The sequence below is a fragment of the Collinsella sp. BIOML-A6 genome, from assembly GCF_009875845.1.
Lineage (GTDB): Bacteria > Actinomycetota > Coriobacteriia > Coriobacteriales > Coriobacteriaceae > Collinsella > Collinsella aerofaciens_H.
Window position 1 is genome coordinate 42,630 of record NZ_WWSL01000015.1, and the last position, 17,535, is coordinate 60,164.

A 17,535-nucleotide genomic window follows, 5' to 3' on the forward strand; every position below is an offset into this window, starting at 1 on the left:
GTTGGGGACGTTCTTAAATGACTAGTCAAACAAGAACGTCCCCAACGACTACTACAAATCACCGGCAAATGGTGCAAGGAGTGTCCCCGAGTGCCGGCACAAAAGGAACGTCCCCAAGTGCCAAAGCGACTAGTCGGGCAACGCCGATGTTACCTTCTGGTCATGCCGCCGAAGTTGAAGGGCAGATTGCCGCTCTGGCGGGCTTGCAGCGTCGAGCAGTTACGGCGTTTGGTAAAACCGCGTAACGGCTAGTTTGGTACCTTGACAATTAATCCATGCGCCCCTAGATTGGTTAGGCACAAAACAATTCCACTACCTAACTAAAGAAAGGAGCAACATTAATTCATGTGCGATGAACCTCTGAGCCTTTGTTCGCACGAGCCCGGTGGCGACCCGTCACAGCCGGCGGATGTACCCGAAGCGGTCAGCGCCGAAGACAAACTCGCCAAGCGCATCCTGAGCGGCTTGGGTTTTTGCGGCCATTACATGCATTTTCATGGCGGAGGCGTGTCCGGCAAGGCGCCCATCATCTGCCTGCTGGCAAAGCAGCCCGGCGGCGAGATGTCTCAGCAGGAACTCGGCATGCACTTTGACCTCAAGCCGGGGTCGCTTTCCGAGATCTTGTCCAAGCTCGAGGTCAACGGCCTCATCGAACGCAGCCGTAACCCCAAGGATCGACGGCAACTCACCATTCGCCTGACCGAAACCGGCCGGGAAAACGCCCGTATCGACCAGGCGGCCCGCATTCGCTTTAGGGAACAGGCCTTTAGCGCCCTTACGCACGACGAGCGCGAACAGCTCGCCGAGATGCTCGAAAAAATCCGCGTAACCTGGGAGGAACTGGATGATTAAAACCCTCATGGGCAGCATCCGCGACTATATGAAAGTCACCATTGCCACGCCGTTGCTCGTGCTTGGCGAGGTAATCTGCGAAATGATGATCCCGTTTATCACCGCCGACATGATCGACGCCATCAAAGACGGTGCCACCGTCGCCCAGATGCTGCCCACCGCCGGCTTTCTGGTGCTCATTGCGCTGACGTCGCTCGCCTTTGGCGCCGTTGCGGGCATCACCTGCAGCCATGCCAGCTGCGGCTTTGCCAAGAACCTGCGTCGCGACTTGTTCTACAAGATCCAGACGTTCAGCTTCGCCAACATCGACGAGTTCTCGAGCCCCTCGCTCGTCACCCGCCTCACCACCGACATCAACAACGTGCAGCAGGCCTTTATGATGCTCATCCGCATCGCCGTGCGCTCACCGCTGGTGTTGGTCTTCGCCTTTGCCATGGCCTACGCCATGGGCGGTAGCGTCGCCATGGTCTACCTGGTCATCATTCCGCTGCTGGGCTTTGGCCTATTCTTTATCATCTATAAGGTGCGCCCGATCTTTGCCCGCGTATTCCACAAGTACGACGCGCTCAACGAGTCCGTCGAGGAAAACGTCACCGGCATGCGCGTGGTCAAGAGTTACGTGCGCCAGGACTACGAGAAAGAGAAGTTCGCCACCGCCGCGCGCGACGTCCAGATGGACTTCACCCGCGCCGAAAAGCTGCTCGCCTTTAACAACCCCATGATGAACATCTGCGTCAACGGCGCATTTGTCGTCATCATCTACCTGGGCTCCAAGCTCATCATCACGAGCCAGGGCACCCTGTTCGACGTTGGACAGCTCTCATCCATCTTTACCTATGGCTTCCAGATCCTCATGAGCCTGATGCAGCTGTCGATGATCTTTGTCATGGTGACCATGGCCGACGAGTCGGCGCACCGCATCACCGAGGTCCTGGCCGCCGAGCCCATGATCGCCAACCCGACCGAGCCCGTGCTCGAGGTTGCCGACGGCTCCATCGACTTTGACCACGTGAGCTTTAAGTACTCCGAGCATGCCCGCCGCCAGGCGCTCGACGATATCGACCTGCATATTAAAAGCGGCGAGACCATCGGTATTATCGGCGGCACCGGCTCGGCCAAGTCGACGCTCGTGAACCTGATCGCCCGCCTGTACGATGTCACCGAGGGCACCGTGCGCGTCGGCGGCGTGGACGTACGCAACTACGATCTGGACGCGCTGCGCCACCAGGTAGCCATGGTGCTGCAGAAAAACGTGCTGTTTAGCGGCACCATCGCCGAGAATCTGCGCTGGGGCGACCCGAACGCCACCGACGAGGAAGTCCGCGAGGCCGCACATCTGGCCTGCGCCGACGAGTTTGTCGACGGCTTCCCCAAGGGCTACGACACCTGGATTGAGCAGGGCGGATCCAACGTTTCCGGCGGCCAGAAGCAGCGCCTTTGCATCGCGCGTGCCCTGCTGCGTCGCCCCAAGATCTTGATCCTGGACGACTCCACGAGCGCCGTCGACACCAAGACCGACGCCAAGATCCGCGAGGGCCTGGCGAGCTATCTGCCCAACACGACCAAGCTCATCATCGCCCAGCGCATTAGCTCCGTGCAGGATGCCGATCGCATCATCGTCATGGAGGGCGGCCGCATCAAGGACATCGGCAACCACGACGAGCTGCTCCAGACGAGCGAGATCTACCGCGAGACCTTTACCTCGCAGAACAAGATGAGCGCCGAGGGCGAGGACGCTGCAGCCGGCACCGAGGCATCTGCATCGCAAGCTCAGACCCAGGAAGGAGGCGAGGCACATGAGTAAGGTAACTACCGCCGAGCGCGCGCTCAACCGCAAGGGCGGCACCATGTCGCGCCTCATCAAGACGCTCTTTAGCTTCTACCCGGTGCTTTTGCCCCTCGTCGTCGCCGGCGTGGTGCTCTGTGCCGTCATCAACTCCATCGGCGCGACGTTTCTCCAAAGCGCGCTGCAGGTCATCAGCGAATCATGGCAGTCGGGCGACTGGACGGCCGCGCAGCCCAAAATTCTGAAACTTGTGACTACACTCTGCTGCATCTACGCCGTGGGCGTCGCATCTTCGCTCTTCTGGAACCGCGCCATGGCCGTCATCACGCAGGGCTCGCTCGAGAAGCTGCGCGAGAAGATGTTCAACCGCATGCAGGACCTGCCAATCCGCTACTTCGACACGCATCAGCGCGGCGACATCATGAGCCACTACACCAACGACATCGACACGCTGCGCCAGATGATCAGCCAGTCGCTGCCCAACCTGCTCATGACGATCATCGTCATCGTCACCGTGTTCTTTATCATGCTGTATTACAGCGTGTGGATGTGCATGGTCATCATCGCCGGCGTCGCGTTTATGACCTTTATGACCAAGCTGCTCGGCTCCAACTCCGCGCGCTTCTTTATCGCGCAGCAGACCGAGCTCGGCGTGGTCGAGGGCCATATCGAGGAAGTCATGAACGGCCAGAAGGTCGTCAAGGCGTTCTGCCACGAGGCCGCCGCCGAGGCCGACTTTGACGAGCGCAATGAGAAGCTCTTCGAGGTCTCGCAGAAGGCCAACATGTACGCCAACATTCTAATGCCGGTCCTCATGAACCTGGGCAACCTGCTCTACGTGCTGGTCGCGCTGGCAGGCGGTATCTTCCTGGCGCTGGGCGTGCCCAACCTGAGCATCTCGGGCCTGCCGCTCTCGATCGCCGTGGTGGTACCGTTCCTCAACATGACCAAGCAGTTCTGCGGCCAGATCGGCCAAATCTCGATGCAGATCAACGCCGTGGTCATGGGCCTTGCCGGCACCGAGCGTATCTTTGAGCTGCTCGACGAGGAGCCCGAGGCCGACGAGGGCTACGTGACGCTTGTCAACGCGCAGGTCAACCCCGACACCTGGCAGCTCGAGGAGGCCGACCACCACACCGGCATGTGGGCGTGGAAGCATCCGCACCGCGCGACCGGCGAGATCGAGTACGTGCCGCTGCGTGGCGACCTGGTCATGGACAACGTGGACTTTGGCTACACGCCCGACCACGAGGTGCTGCACGGCGTATCCGTGTACGCCAAGCCGGGTCAGAAGGTCGCGTTTGTCGGCGCCACCGGTGCCGGCAAGACGACCATCACCAACCTCATCAACCGCTTCTACGACATTGCCGATGGCAAGATCCGCTACGACGGCATCAACGTCAACAAGATCCGCAAGGCCGACCTGCGCCGTTCGCTGGGCGTGGTGCTGCAGGACGTGAACCTGTTCACCGGCACCGTGATGGACAACATCCGCTACGGCAACCTGAATGCGACCGACGAGGAGTGCATCGCGGCGGCCAAGCTCGCGGGCGCGGACGATTTTATCACCCGCCTGCCCGACGGCTACGACACCATGCTCACCGGCAACGGCGCCCAGCTGTCACAGGGCCAGCGTCAGTTGATCTCGATCGCACGCGCTGCCGTCGCCGATCCGCCGGCGATGATCCTGGACGAGGCCACGAGCTCCATCGACACCCGCACCGAGGCTATCGTGCAGGCGGGCATGGACAAGCTCATGGAGGGTCGCACGACGTTTGTCATCGCGCACCGCCTGTCCACCGTGCGCAACTCCGACGCGATCATCTGCCTGGACCACGGCCGCATCATCGAACGTGGCAACCACGACGAGCTGATCGCCAAGCGCGGATATTACTACCAGCTCTACACCGGAGCGTTTGAGCTGGAGTAGTTCGGCCCGCCGAGATGGCCGATTTGCCGCTCATTCGTCGGGCATGACCCTAAGGTCAATGCCCTCCTCTTTCGGGGCAAATCGACTCATCTCAACGACCCAAACACAATGCGCCGCAACGAATAAAGCCTCCGCAGCCACACGAGCTGCGGAGGCTTTTCTATGCCCTCTGTTGCAAGCTTACCGTTCCTCGCGTTGCGGCCCGGCTGCCTCGGCTGTCTTTGCGCGGTTCTTGTCGATGTACATGTTTTTGTCGGCCCGGGAAAAGAGCTCGCGCATCGTAGGCGGTTCATCAAAATCACTGGAAAGCGCGTAGCCCACCGCATAGCTGATATGCATGTCGGAGTGAGCTTCGGAATGCTCGTTCATGTTCGCACGAACCCGAGCGAGAAAGGACTCCACGGCAGCTCGATCGGCATCCCACAGCACCGCGATAAACTCATCGCCGCCGTCGCGGCCCACAAAGCAGGTCTCCGACGCCACGCGCCCCAGCTGCTGGGCAAAAGAACGGATATATTCGTCGCCCTTCTCGTGACCAAAGCTGTTATTGACCGTATGCAGATTGTTAAGATCGAAGACGCACAGCGCAACGGGCGCTTCAGCGGAAACGGGATGCTCCTGCCCCAAGATCTCCTCGCACTTGTTCTTGTTGGGCAGTCCTGTGGCTTCGTCGAGATAGACTTTGTTCTGCAGCTCGCGATTGAGTGCGGCAGTGCGCACCGCGCGAACAAGTTCGACCGCAAAGGTCGCCACCAAGCCCACGATGTCGATAATCACCAAGCCCTCGAGATAGTTGAGCGCCGACGCCTTCTCCTGAGAGTAGTCCTCTGCGAGTCGCGTAGCATCGTCGCAAATGCCAAAGAACTCCTCACTCATGGCGATGATGTCGGTGTTCTCGTAGCCGACTTCGCGCACGCGGATGATCTCGGCGCAAAGCTCATCATAATAGTTTGCAAGCTCGGTCATCTTTGCCTGATACTCGTCGTCGTCGAGACGGACGAGGTTGAGGTCATCACTTCCGTAACGCAAACCGTTAATGTATGAATCAACGGCTCTGAGCAGGTCATCTCGAGGCTGGCCTGCATCCTCGAGCTTAACGATTCGCTGCGTGGTGCCGCGCACCAGACCGGCGTAGTTGACCACGCGTGCCGTGCCCTGAATATCGGAGACGAGCAGCATAACATTGATGAAGAAGAAGATGAGAACTGCCGTGAGCACCATCATGAGCAAGCGCACCGCCCGGCTGGCTTTCTTGGCGACAGAAGTATTCACAAGTTCAATCCCCTAAATGACAAAAGAGTAGGTGGCGCATAGCGTCTTGTAAATCATGCGGGGTCAACTCTACCAGATGATTTTTCTAGGACGGGGATTAAAGAATCATCGACACGATAGCTATTTGAGAAGCTGAGCCATGGCGTTCACGAATTTTTGTACTTGGAGGGTGGGCTCGAGCGGGTAGTGCAGAAAGACCGGCACCTCGCGGCCGCACAGGAACGGTACGCCCACAAAGGCCGGGTGTACCCCCGACCACGCGCCGCAGGTGAGCACCGCGTCGCCCTTTTCCTCCGCCTCGTTAAAGAGCGCAAAGTCGAAGCTGTCCACATCGATCACGTCCACGCCGCCGTCGGCTAACAGGTCGATACGCAGGCTGTCCATGGCATCGTTGCCGTGACGGAGCACGCGCAGGCGCATGCCCTCTAAGTCGGCGACCGTGATGCGCGTCTTGCGCGCCAGCGGGCTCGTGCGCGGCAGGTCGATATAAAACGGCACGTTGACAATGCGGAGCTTTTGGCATGCGTCGCCCCAGCGCGGGGTCGAAAAACTCGACTGCACCACATCGACCTCGCGACCAAGGCTGCACATGACGGATTCGCGCTCGTCGTAGAGGTCGCTCACCGGCACGATCTCAAATCGCAGCGACGGTTCCAGCTCGTGCACGCCCGTCCACATCGAAAGCGTCTGGCGCCCCGGGCACATCATCGACACGCCCAGGCGCACGGCACCGCCATCACCCGCCGCACGTCGGGCACGGCGCAGGGCGTCCTCGGACTGGCGCATGATCGAGCGCGCGTCGTCTACCAGTAACGCACCCGCCGGCGTCACCTTGACGCCCGAATGCGAGCGCTCGAACAGCGTAATACCAAACTCCGCCTCAAAACCCGATACCTGCTTAACGAGTGCCGGCGTCGACACGCGCAGCTTCGCCGCCGTACGCGAGAAGCTTCCCAGCTCCGCGGCGGCCGATATGGCCTCAAGTCGTCGATCGTACACGTCAATCTCCCGTTTTCGCGCCTGTGGCCACATGATGCCACAGGGGGTTGCTTTCGCAGGTCACGCGCTCAGTTGAGCATAAACTGCATTGCATAGTGTAAACCTACGGTTAACGCCATTCTAACAAATATGCAATTCACCTGCGCAAATGCAAAGCATACGATAACCAGCGAAAACCACGTGGGTCGATTAATAGGAGCGACCCACCGGGAGGCACAAGAAGGGAAGTTCCTATGAGCAATTGGCTTAAGCTCGAGGGCGATGTCTGCGCCGTGACCGGCGCGCTCGGCGGTATGGGTGCCGAGATCTGCCGCGAGTTCGCCCGCAATGGCGCCAACGTCGTCATGCTCGACCTGGACGAGGAGAAGGTCAAGGCCGCTGCCGCCGACCTCGCTGCCGAGTTTGGCATCCACGCCGAGGGTTACAAGATGAACGCCACCAACGAGGCCGAGGTCCAGGCTGCCGTCGACGCCACCATCGCCAACTTCGGCCGCGTCGACGTCCTCGTCAACACCGCCGGCATCCTGCGCTTCGCCGCCATGGAGGACCTGCCGCTAAGCGACTGGGAGCAGGTGCTCAACGTCAATCTCACCGGCTACTTCATCACCTCGCAGCGCTTTGGTCGCGAGATGATCAAGGCCGGCCAGGGCCGCCTGGTGCACATCTCGACCGTCGCCAGCCACTCCCCCGAGACGTTCTCGGGCGTGTACAGCTCCACCAAGGCCGGCGTCAACATGATGTCCAAGATGCTCGCCGCCGAGTGGGGCCCCTACGGCGTCCGCTCCAACTGCGTCGAGCCTTGCTTCGTTAAGACCCCGATGTCAGCCAACTTCTACGCCGACCCCGAAGTCGAAAAGAGCCGCAGCCGCCTCATTGCCACGCGCCGCATCGGCGAGGTCAACGATATCGCCAACGCCGTCATGTTCCTGGCGTCCACGCGCTCGGACTTTACCACCGGCGACGCCATCAAGGTCGATGGCGGCTTCTCCAACATGATGGGCGACCTCACCGCCAAGCCCGGCGGCCGTCGCGCCTATGCCGACAACTACCTTAAGAACAAGGGTGTCGAGCTCTGGTCCGATGAGTCCGGCGTCGCCAAGCCGACTGACCAGTAAACCAACCTGACAGGGAGGTCCCGCGGACACGCCCGCTCCTCCCCCGTATCGATTAGAAAGAGTCCAATGGCTTCCACCAACTCCAACAAGGGTCGCGCCGTCGTGCTTTCCGCCGCGTGCGTCACCATGTTCTTCATCAGCTCCATCGCGCTGTATTCCGTCGTGAGCAAGAACCTGCTCGCCGTCTACCCCGAGTGGTCGAGCGCCCTTACCTGGGCTTTCCCGGTCTTCCAGACCATCATGGCCGTGACGGGCATCTTCGCCGGCCGCATCTCCGATAAGATCGGTCCGCGCAACGTCGTGATCGCCGCCGCTGTGTGCTACGGCGTGGGCTGGTTCATGTCCGGCACCGTCACCGAGCCGTGGCAGTTCTACCTGTGGTTCTCGCTCGTCGCCGCCATCGGCAACGGCCTGGGTTACAACCCGGCGCTCACCACCGGCCAAAAGTGGTTCATCGACAAGAAGGGTCTCGCCTCCGGCATCACCCTGGCCGCTTCGACCGCCGGTCCCGCCGTACTGTCCCCGGTGCTCGCCTCGCTTCTCATCCCGAGTCTGGGCATCTTTGGCGCCCTTAAGGCGCTCGGCGTCATCTTCTTTGTGATGATCGCCGCCTCCGCCCTGTTCCTGAAGGCCCCCGAGGCCGGTTGGCTGCCCGAGGGCTTCGAGGCCCCCAAGGGCGGCGCACACGCCGGCACCTTCGGCGACCTCACCCCGGGCGAGATGGTTAAGACCCCGCGCTTCTGGGTCCTCATCGTCACCTTCGCCTTTGCCGCCACCGCGGGCACCCTGCTCGTGGGCAAGGTTGCCTCCATCGCCGCCGTCCAGCTCTTCGCCGACCCCACGAGCGCCGCGGCCGTCGCCCTCGGCGGCGTGGTCGTCTCCGTCAACACCTGCGCCAACCTGGTTGGTCGTCTGTCCTTTGGCCAGATCATCGACAAGCTCGGTGCCTACAAGTCGCTGCTCATCAGCCTTGTCGTCACCATCGTCGCGCTCGTCATCATGTCGATGAGCTTTACGCAGAGCATGTTCTTTGTGGCGCTCGCCCTGCTCGGCTTTAGCTTTGGCGCCCTGCTCGTCATCTACCCGCCGCTCACCGGTGGCGCCTTTGGCACCAGCAACATCGGCGTCAACTACGGCATCATGTTTTTGGGTTATGCCGCTTCCACCTGGATCAGCCAGCCCATCACCGCTGTGCTGTATCACGCCGAGGCCGGCAGCGCCGCCTACCAGCAGTCCTTCTACGGCGCCATTGTGATCGCCGCCATCGCCGTCGTGCTCACCGTCTACATGATGGTCTCCGACAGCAAGAAGAAGTCCGCCTAGTTTTACCGATGCGACAAAGGGACTGTCCCTTTGTCGCATTCCACCGGTCACCAGTATTAAGGAGTCAAAATGTCTGAGCTCAATCCCGTCCGCATTGCCGTTATCGGCGCCGGCGCCATGGGCCGCAACCACATCCGCTTTGTCACCGAGGAGCCCGAGGCCGAGCTCGTCGCCATCGCCGACGCCTTTGAGGGCGCCCGCGCCACGGCCGAGGCCGCCGGCGTGCCGTTTTACACCGATCCCGCCCAGATGATGGACGAGGTCAAGCCCGAGGCCGTCATCATCGCCACCCCCAACGACCTGCACCTGGGCGTTGCCCGCGAGGCCGTGAAGCGCAATATTGTGCCGCTGGTCGAGAAGCCGATCTCCAACGACCTCGAGGATGCCCAGGCCTTTGCCGCCGAGGCCGAGACCGCCGGCGTGCCCGTGCTCGTGGGCCAGCACCGTCGCCACAATCCCTTCGTCAACAAAGCCAAGGAGATCATCGAGTCCGGCGAGCTGGGCAAGCTCACCGTGTCGAGCTTCCACTACATGATCTATAAGAACGACGAGTACTTCGACGTCGAGTGGCGCCGCAAGAAGGGTGCCGGCCCGATCCTGGTCAACCTGGTGCACGACGTCGACCTGCTCCGTTACCTGCTGGGCGAGCCCGTTGCCGTCCAGGGCATGCAGTCCAGCGCCGCCCGCGGTTTTGAGACCGAGGACTCCGCCGTGGTCAACGTCCGTTTTGCCGATGGCGCGCTTGCGAGCATGACCATCTCCGACGCCACCGCCAGCCCCTGGAACTGGGAGGCCACCGCTCGCGAGGATCCGCAGTACCGCCCCTTCGACGCCGACGCCTACTTTATCGGCGGCACTAAGGGCGCCCTTTCGCTGCCCCGCCTACACCAGTTCTCCTACGACGGCGCCTCCAACTGGCACAAGCCGCTGCAGATGGAAATCCCGGCTGTGGACCCGGCGCTGCCGCACAAGATGCAGCTCAAGCACTTTGTGAAGGTCGTTCGCCGCGAGGTCGAGCCCGTCGTGACCCCCGCCGACAACGTTAAGACGCTCACGCTTCTCAACGCCATCAAGGAGGCCGCCGAGACCGGCCAGCTCGTCGAGCTGTAATGCCTTAAGAGCAGCCGCGACAGAAACCCCATGCCGAACCCTTCGGTCCGCCACAAATATGCCCCTCTTCTTTGCCCCGCGAGCAGCCTCCTGCCCGCGGGGCTTTTTGCTACCTTGCCGACGATTTTTCTGAGACGGGGGCCATTTTGCACCTCTGCTTGATTCGTTCGCCACGGAATGCGCCTATCTACTACGTTTAACCGATCGTCCTCAACCATGCCGAATTTCGCGAAATAAAAACCGCAGGTAGACGGCTTGCGTATTCTCGGAAAACCGGGGGATGGTCGACCCATGCTGTTCAAACGTAGTAGATAGGCCGTTTTCGTGGCGCGGGCCCAAAACAGTCTTTTGGAACGGGTGGTATCCTTGGTAGCCCTGTGCTGCAAACGCACCTCAAACGCAAGGAGTTTCATGGATCTTATCGCCCAGCTCGCCCGCGAGCTCAACCTTAAGGCCGTCAATGTCGAGGCAGCCGTCAAGCTCATCGACGAGGGCAACACCATCCCCTTTATCTCGCGCTACCGCAAGGAAGCCACGGGCGGCATGGACGACGTCGCCCTGCGCGCCCTCGACGAGCGCCTGTCCTACCTGCGCAATCTTGAGCAGCGCAAAGAGGACGTCATTCTGCTCATCGACGCCCAGGGCAAACTCACGCCCGAACTCGAACAGCAAATTCGCGAGGCCACGCAGCTCCAGCGTGTCGAGGACCTCTACAAGCCCTACCGCAAAAAGCGCATGACCCGCGCGCAAAAGGCCCGCGAGGCCGGCCTGGAGCCGCTCGCCAACATGATCATCATGCAGGCCTCGGCCAGGGGCAGCGCACTCGACGCCGCCGCGGCATACGTCAACGATGAGGCCGGCTTCGACACGCCCGAGAAGGCGCTCGCCGGCGCTGCCGACATCGTGGCCGAGACGGTGGCCGAAGACCCCGAGAACGTCGCCGACCTGCGCGCCTTTACGCAAAACACCGCCGACATCGTCGTCGAGGCCACCGACCCCGCCGAAAAGACTCCCTACGAGCCCTACTACAACTTTGACGAGCCACTGCGCCGCATACCCAACCACCGCGTGCTGGCTATCGACCGCGGTGAGCGCGAGGGCAAGCTCCGCGTGCGCGTGAACGTCGACGGCGCTGCCGCCACGGCGCGCCTCGGCAGCCGCTGGCCCCGTCGCCAGGGCGTGTTCGCGCCCGTCTTTGACGCCGCTATCGCCGACGGCTACAAGCGCCTCATGGCTCCCTCGCTGGAGCGCGAGGCCCGTGCCAAGCTCACCGTCCGCGCCCAGACCGAGGCCATCAACGTCTTTGCCAAGAATCTTGAGAGCCTGCTCTCGGCACGCCCCGTGCGCGGCGCCCGCGTGCTCGCGCTCGATCCGGGCTACCGCACCGGCTGCAAGGTCGCCGTCATGGACGAGACCGGCAAGCTGCTCGACCACGGCGTGGTCTATCCCACCAAGCCACGCCACGACGTCGCCGGCAACAAGCGCGAGCTCGCTCGCCTCGTCAAGAAGGACGGCGTCAACACCATCGTCATCGGCAACGGCACCGCCAGCCGCGAGACCGAGGAAGTCGTCTCGGAGTTCATTGCCGAGCAGGCACCCAGCCTTCGCTACACCATCGTTAACGAGGCCGGCGCGTCGGTGTACTCCGCTTCCGAGCTCGCCAGCCAGGAATATCCCGATCTGGACGTCACCGTGCGCGGCGCCATGAGCCTGGGCCGCCGCCTGCAGGACCCGTTGGCAGAGCTCGTCAAGATTCCGCCCCAGTCCATCGGCGTGGGCCAGTACCAGCACGACCTTGACCAGGCCGAGCTCTCGCGCACCCTGGGCCACGTGGTGGAGGACGTCGTCAACCGCGTGGGCGTCGACGTGAACACCGCGAGTGCGAGCCTGCTGGGATACGTATCGGGCATCACGCCGAACGTGGCCAAGAACATCGTGGCGTACCGCGAGGAAAACGGCGCCTTTACCGATCGCCGCCAGCTCAAGAAGGTCCCCAAGCTGGGACCCAAGGCATATCTCAACGCCGCGGGCTTTCTGCGCATCAGCGGCGGCAAGAACCCGCTCGACGCGACAAGCGTCCACCCCGAGAGCTACGAGGTAGCCACATCCGTCTTGGAACGCGCCGGCGTGGCGGCCAGTGAGCTCAGCCGCGGCGGCGTACCCGACATCGAGCGCCGTTTGGGCAGCATCTCGACGCTGGCTAGCGACCTGGACTGCGGCACCCTCACGCTCATCGACATTGTCAACGAGCTCAAGAAGCCCGGCCGCGACCCGCGCGACGACGCGCCCGAGGTGGTCTTTAGCCGCTCGGCGCTTTCCATCGACGATCTGGAGCCCGGCATGGAGCTCAAGGGCACGGTGCGCAACGTCGTCGACTTTGGCGCCTTCGTCGACGTGGGCGTGCACCAGGACGGCCTCGTGCATATCTCCAAGCTGGCCAACCGCTTCGTCAAGCACCCGAGCGACGTGGTGCGCGTCGGCGACACGGTCAAGGTGTGGGTCGAGAAGGTCGATCGCGACCGCAAGAAGATCTCCCTCACCATGGTGCAAGGAAAGTAAACCGCCAAAGCGGATATCCCCTCTTCGCGGCAAGTGTCGCAAAGAGGGCGGGCGTTCCCCGCGCTCTTTGCCCCTTCGGCAAAGTGGGGTATACTGTCCGCAGTGTGAAAAGCCTTCGGGCTTTTAGCGGCTGCGGGTACCTGTACCTACAGCCGCATTTTTCGTTTTGGAGGAACGATCATGAAGGAGCGCCCGCTCATCCCGGCAGAACAACAGGTCGCCCACCTCGCAGAGCGGGGCGTCCGCTTCGACATAATGAGCCCCAAGGATGCAGTCGCGTTCCTCCGCGACAAGAACTTCTTCTTCAAGGTCAAGGCGTTTGCGAAGTGCTTCTCAACGTATCGTAGCCCCGCGTCGGAGGGCTACGGACGCTACGTCAACCTAGACTTCGCCTACCTCACCGAGCTCACCAGACTCGACCACCACCTCCGCGAGCACATCCTCTCGATGACACTTGACATCGAGCACTACATGAAGGTCCATCTAAACCGGACGATGATGGACGACGGCGCCGACGGGAAGGAAGTCCTCGACCTCCTTTTCGCCCACGAAAGGCTGCGTAAGGAGAGGATGCTGGAGGAGCGGTTCGATCCAAGCGGGTCAGAAGCCACCGTCGAGAGGATGAAGGCCATCGCCGACCGGCTAGATGGGGTGGGCGGCAGCGAGCGGGCGATGCTCTTCCTCGAGATGCTCCACATCGCCGAGGATCAGACTTTGGGGATAGACCCGGAGCACCTCGAGCGCAGCGTCTCGTACCTCGGAGACTCGAACTACACCCGGGACCTCGCGAATAAGTACGGCAGACGCGAGGACATGTACGTCTGGAACTACCTGGAACTCGTCTCCTTCGGGGGAATCATCGCGCTTTACAAGTTCTACTTCTACGACCTCAGGAGGGAACGCAGCCAGGAGGCCGAATCCGTCAAGCAGCTCCTGTTCCCCGTGAAGGCTCTGCGCAACGCGGCCGCTCATAACGGCAACGTTCTGAACACGATCGGGCAGCGTCTACAGAAGCCCGTCGGCTCCATCGCGACGGCCGCGCGGGAGGAGCTCGGAATCGACCAGGAGCTCGTCGCCCTTACGAAGCGCTTCCCCGTCATCCACGACTTCACTGCGCTCGTGCTCTGCTTCGATAGAATTGTCAGCGATGCGGACGCGAGGTCGGAAAAGGCGGCAGGCCTGCGCACCCTGCGCGAGCGCTTCCTTGAGTACGCCGACTACTTCGAAAAGCAGATAGAGCTTGACCGAGGAATCAGGATGCTGGGGGAAGTCATGCGCTCGGGAGCCGATGTCATCTCTTCGAGCTCCCTATAGCTCTTCAGCCCCCTAATTGCCCCTTACCATTTGGGCCCCGCTCGGACAGAGTAGGTTCGAGTAAGTCCGAGTGGTCAGAGTAGGGCCCGACTTCGCCCTCTCGGCCGGGTGCAAAGCCGATAGAGCGAACCCCAGAGACAACCCAATAGCGATGAGCCGAGGCCGACGGATGCCGGTTATTCCTCGTGCGCACAGCCTGTCACGGGACCCGCTTTTCCCGTAAGGGCCGCGATGCTTTTCCGGCTTCTTTCGGGATCGGCCGCCCCCGCTCAGAGCGACGTCGGCGAAGCTCCCCCGAAACATCCGGTCGGCTGCGCCTTCGCCCCCTTCGCGGCGCGCGGGATCCCGCGCGCCCTCCGCTCCCGCTTCGGGCGGTCGGCAGCTAACGAGGTATAGCCGGACAGGGAGAGGAGCGTAAGGTCGATGCGAAAGAGCCGAGAAGTGGCCACGCCTACGAGGCGATCTCCCTCGGGATGAACCGCGACACGGCCAGGCCGGCGACAGCCGCCACGCACACCGCGCCGAACACCGCCGCCGTGCCCGCGGCGGTCGCGGCGGGGGCAAGTATGCCGCACGCCGCAACCGAGACGGTGCCGCCGAAGCCTCTGAAGAACATAGCCATGGAGGTGGCGCGCCCGGCGTCCGCCGGATCGGCGCCCGTCTGGGCGGCAAGATTGGACACAGGCATGCCGATGCCGACACCGAGACCCAGCGCCGCCGCGACGACGGCGCTGGAGGCGACCGCTAGCATCGGGGATATCGCAGAGAACGCCGCCGACGCGGCAAGGACGACGACGGATGACGCCGTCGCGATGGCGCGGAGCCGCCCGGTCGCGCGAAACGCCGCGCCGGATGCATTGCTGCCGGCCATGAGGGCAAGCGTCATGGGGATGAGCGCCGCACCAGACGAGGCGGCGGCCATGCCCAGCCCCTCCTGGAGGAGCCTAGGCAGATAGGAAACGCCCGCCATGAGAGCGAACTGAACGCAGAAGCCGGAGGCGAACCCCGCCACGACCTGCCCGCGTCGGAACAGGCCCATGGGCACGGTCGGAGCGGCCTTGCCCCTCTCCACGCGGGCGAGCGCGACCGTGAAGACGAGGAACAGCACGACGAGAGCCGCGAACTGCGGCGAGGCCATGGGGAAGACGCTGCCCGCCAGGCTGAAGGCGAGGACGAGGCTCAGGACGCACAGCGAGGCGACGACGCTCCCCGAAATGTCAAAGCCAGTCGCCGGGGCCCCAGGAGCCTTGCCGGGCAGGCAGTGCCCCGACAGGAACAGGGAGACGATCGAGATGGGGAGGTTGACGACGAAGATGACGTGCCAGGATAGCCCCTGGGCGACGGCCCCGCCGATGACGGGCCCCACGACGCTCGCGATCCCGTACATGGCCGAAGCCGCCCCGAGGTACGGCCCCCTGTCCCTCGGCTCGAGCATCATCGCCGCAGCGATGAACACGCCCGCCTCGAGGATGCCGCCGCCGACGCCCTGGAGCAGGCGAAACGCCGCCAGCACCTCTATCGTCGGCGCGAGGGCGCACAGGACGGACGATGCGGCGAAGAGCGCGAGCCCCGCCACGTACACCCTCCTGAGGCCGAACGAGAACGCCAGCCCTCCGCACAGGAGGGTGGACACGGTGCTCGCCAAGAGGTAGGCGGTCATCGGCCAGGCATAGTGGGCCTCCCCTCCGAGCGCCGCGGCGACCGTCGGCATGGCAGTGGCCACCACGGTCGAGTCGAGCGCCGCGACGAACAAGGCGAGCATGAGGCCCGCCACGGTCGACTTACCGGCCGCCCCCAGCACGGGGGCGGCCATCGGTTTTTCCTGCATATTTCTTCCTATCTACTCAGTGCCCGCCCGCGCGGGCACCGCGGGGCATCCCCCGCGTCGAACAAAAGGAAGGACGGGTCACCCCCTGGGCCTCCTCGCCACGGGCATCCAGATCTCGCTGCGATACCCTCTCGACGAGAAGTCGCCGCGCGGGTACACCTCGAGGCTGACGTCCCCGGCGAGCTCGTAGCCCGAGGACGGGAGCCACTCGGAAAAGATCCTGCGGTAGTGCTCAGCGGTCGCGACATCGCATGGCCCGGTACAGTCGAACACGGCCCACGTGCCGGCGGGGACGTGAATCTCGTCCGCCCAGCCGGGGGCCTCCCCCGAGGACGCCACCGCTATCCGATAGCTCAACTCCCCGCCCTCGGACACGTTGACCCCGAGAACCCCTGCGGGTCCCGAGCCGTCGGCGAGGGCGAGCAAGGCATCGATGCTCCCGGAGCGCGAGGCGCCTCCCCAGAACATCTCGAGCGCCGCCCTCCCCTCCTCCACCATCTGGGCGAGGAGGCCCGCCTCGGACGGCCCGCATGGAAGCGACACCCCGACGAGGCGCATGCCGTCCCATGGGACGATCCTCCACGGTAGGGGCTCAGCGCCCGTGACGGTGAGGGAGAACGAGAGCCTCGGGAAGACCGAGAGCGGGGCGCCCGGGCGCTTCGCCTCGCTGGGCGAAATCCCGAGGGCGTCCCTGAACGCTCGATTAAATGCGGTCGGGGAGCCATAGCCGTACCGGACCGCGACATCGACGACCCGCTCGCCGCGGGACAGGTCGAGCGCAGCATGGGAGATGCGCCGCCGGCGCACGTACTCCCCGAGACCGATGTCGGCGATATAGGAGAACATCCTCCGGAACTGTCCCTCAGTGCAGGCGGCGAGCCTCGCCGCCTGGGCGAGGTCGAGTTCACCCCCGAGGTTCGCCTCTATGTAGTCCATCGCGTCGTTGAGGCCCTCTATCCAGCCCATCGGGTCACCGTCCTTCCGAAAAGAAAGCATGGGGCAACAAGGTAGCGCAGTCCTCGCGTCCGAGGGACAAATAATGAGAGTTTTTGATGACTGGCTCGTCGCCGGCGACCCGTCCCATCCTGCTCGACACTGGATGCACCCTGCGCATGGCCAAGGAGATGAGAGAGTGGGGTGTCCATTACAACCAGGGCATCCACGCGCTCAACACCGTCGCCCTCCGCATACGCCACGGGGACCGCGACTTCACGGACATGCTGGAGGCGGCCGAGCGGGCGGTCGCCCCCGCGCCGGCACCCCGAGCCGCTCGAGGGCGAAAGGCTCGGGGCGGTCAGGCTGGCCGCGCACGAGGCCATAAGGAAGGTCCTTGACCGCCACGGCATGGCAGAATAGCCTTAGGCGCAGGCCCATTACAGTCTGAAATAGGCCATCGATAAATTTCGATGGCGAGCATTCGGCGCATTGCCTACGATACGGGCAAGCC

The 17,535-nt window shown here is 63.0% G+C and carries 12 protein-coding genes; 8 read left to right on the top strand and 4 right to left on the bottom strand.

The genetic code is table 11. The annotated features are described in order from the left end of the window. Window positions 1-345: 345 nt before the first annotated feature. The 3 genes from GT495_RS06465 to GT495_RS06475 are packed head-to-tail and all read left to right on the top strand — an operon-like array spanning window position 346 to window position 4,568. Window positions 346-852: a MarR family winged helix-turn-helix transcriptional regulator gene (locus tag GT495_RS06465; protein ID WP_156064103.1), complete on the top strand. Its 507-nt coding sequence runs from the start codon at window positions 346-348 to the stop codon at window positions 850-852. Further along, entirely contained in the window at window positions 845-2,656 is a 1,812-nt protein-coding gene (locus GT495_RS06470; protein ID WP_161162013.1) for an ABC transporter ATP-binding protein, read from the top strand. Before GT495_RS06465 ends, GT495_RS06470 begins: the two co-directional genes overlap by 8 nt. Next, window positions 2,649-4,568, top strand: coding sequence for an ABC transporter ATP-binding protein (locus GT495_RS06475; protein ID WP_161162014.1), 1,920 nt, complete (start codon window positions 2,649-2,651; stop codon window positions 4,566-4,568). Before GT495_RS06470 ends, GT495_RS06475 begins: the two co-directional genes overlap by 8 nt. Before the next feature lie 180 nt (window positions 4,569-4,748). Here GT495_RS06475 and GT495_RS11110 read toward each other — a convergent pair whose 3' ends face one another. Both GT495_RS11110 and GT495_RS06485 read right to left on the bottom strand, forming a co-directional pair. Continuing rightward, window positions 4,749-5,840: a GGDEF domain-containing protein gene (locus tag GT495_RS11110; protein ID WP_204986894.1), complete on the bottom strand. Its 1,092-nt coding sequence runs from the start codon at window positions 5,838-5,840 to the stop codon at window positions 4,749-4,751. A gap of 120 nt (window positions 5,841-5,960) precedes the next feature. Continuing rightward, window positions 5,961-6,839 (bottom strand): LysR family transcriptional regulator, encoded by an 879-nt coding sequence (locus GT495_RS06485; protein WP_370457609.1) that lies wholly within the window; start codon window positions 6,837-6,839, stop codon window positions 5,961-5,963. Between the two features lie 233 nt (window positions 6,840-7,072). On the opposite strand from GT495_RS06485, the gene GT495_RS06490 reads away from it, so the two are divergent. The 5 genes from GT495_RS06490 (at window position 7,073) to GT495_RS06510 (ending at window position 14,260) form a co-directional block, all read left to right on the top strand. Further along, window positions 7,073-7,954 (top strand): SDR family NAD(P)-dependent oxidoreductase, encoded by an 882-nt coding sequence (locus GT495_RS06490; RefSeq protein ID WP_161162016.1) that lies wholly within the window; start codon window positions 7,073-7,075, stop codon window positions 7,952-7,954. A 66-nt stretch (window positions 7,955-8,020) separates the two neighbouring features. After that, entirely contained in the window at window positions 8,021-9,277 is a 1,257-nt protein-coding gene (locus GT495_RS06495; protein ID WP_117840335.1) for an MFS transporter, read from the top strand. Window positions 9,278-9,346: 69 nt separating this feature from the next. Continuing rightward, window positions 9,347-10,387, top strand: coding sequence for a Gfo/Idh/MocA family protein (locus GT495_RS06500; RefSeq protein ID WP_006235665.1), 1,041 nt, complete (start codon window positions 9,347-9,349; stop codon window positions 10,385-10,387). 411 nt (window positions 10,388-10,798) lie between these two features. Further along, entirely contained in the window at window positions 10,799-12,946 is a 2,148-nt protein-coding gene (locus tag GT495_RS06505; RefSeq protein ID WP_161162017.1) for a Tex family protein, read from the top strand. A 180-nt stretch (window positions 12,947-13,126) separates the two neighbouring features. Beyond that, window positions 13,127-14,260 (top strand): Abi family protein, encoded by a 1,134-nt coding sequence (locus tag GT495_RS06510; RefSeq protein ID WP_161162018.1) that lies wholly within the window; start codon window positions 13,127-13,129, stop codon window positions 14,258-14,260. 451 nt (window positions 14,261-14,711) lie between these two features. On the opposite strand, the gene GT495_RS06515 is transcribed toward GT495_RS06510, so the two are convergent. Both GT495_RS06515 and GT495_RS06520 read right to left on the bottom strand, forming a co-directional pair. Further along, a complete protein-coding gene (locus GT495_RS06515) occupies window positions 14,712-16,088 on the bottom strand; it encodes an MFS transporter (protein WP_240128127.1) in 1,377 nt (458 codons plus the stop codon). Between the two features lie 78 nt (window positions 16,089-16,166). After that, complete coding sequence (locus tag GT495_RS06520) at window positions 16,167-17,054, bottom strand: GyrI-like domain-containing protein (protein WP_161162019.1); 888 nt, start codon at window positions 17,052-17,054, stop codon at window positions 16,167-16,169. Between the last annotated feature and the right edge of the window lie 481 nt (window positions 17,055-17,535).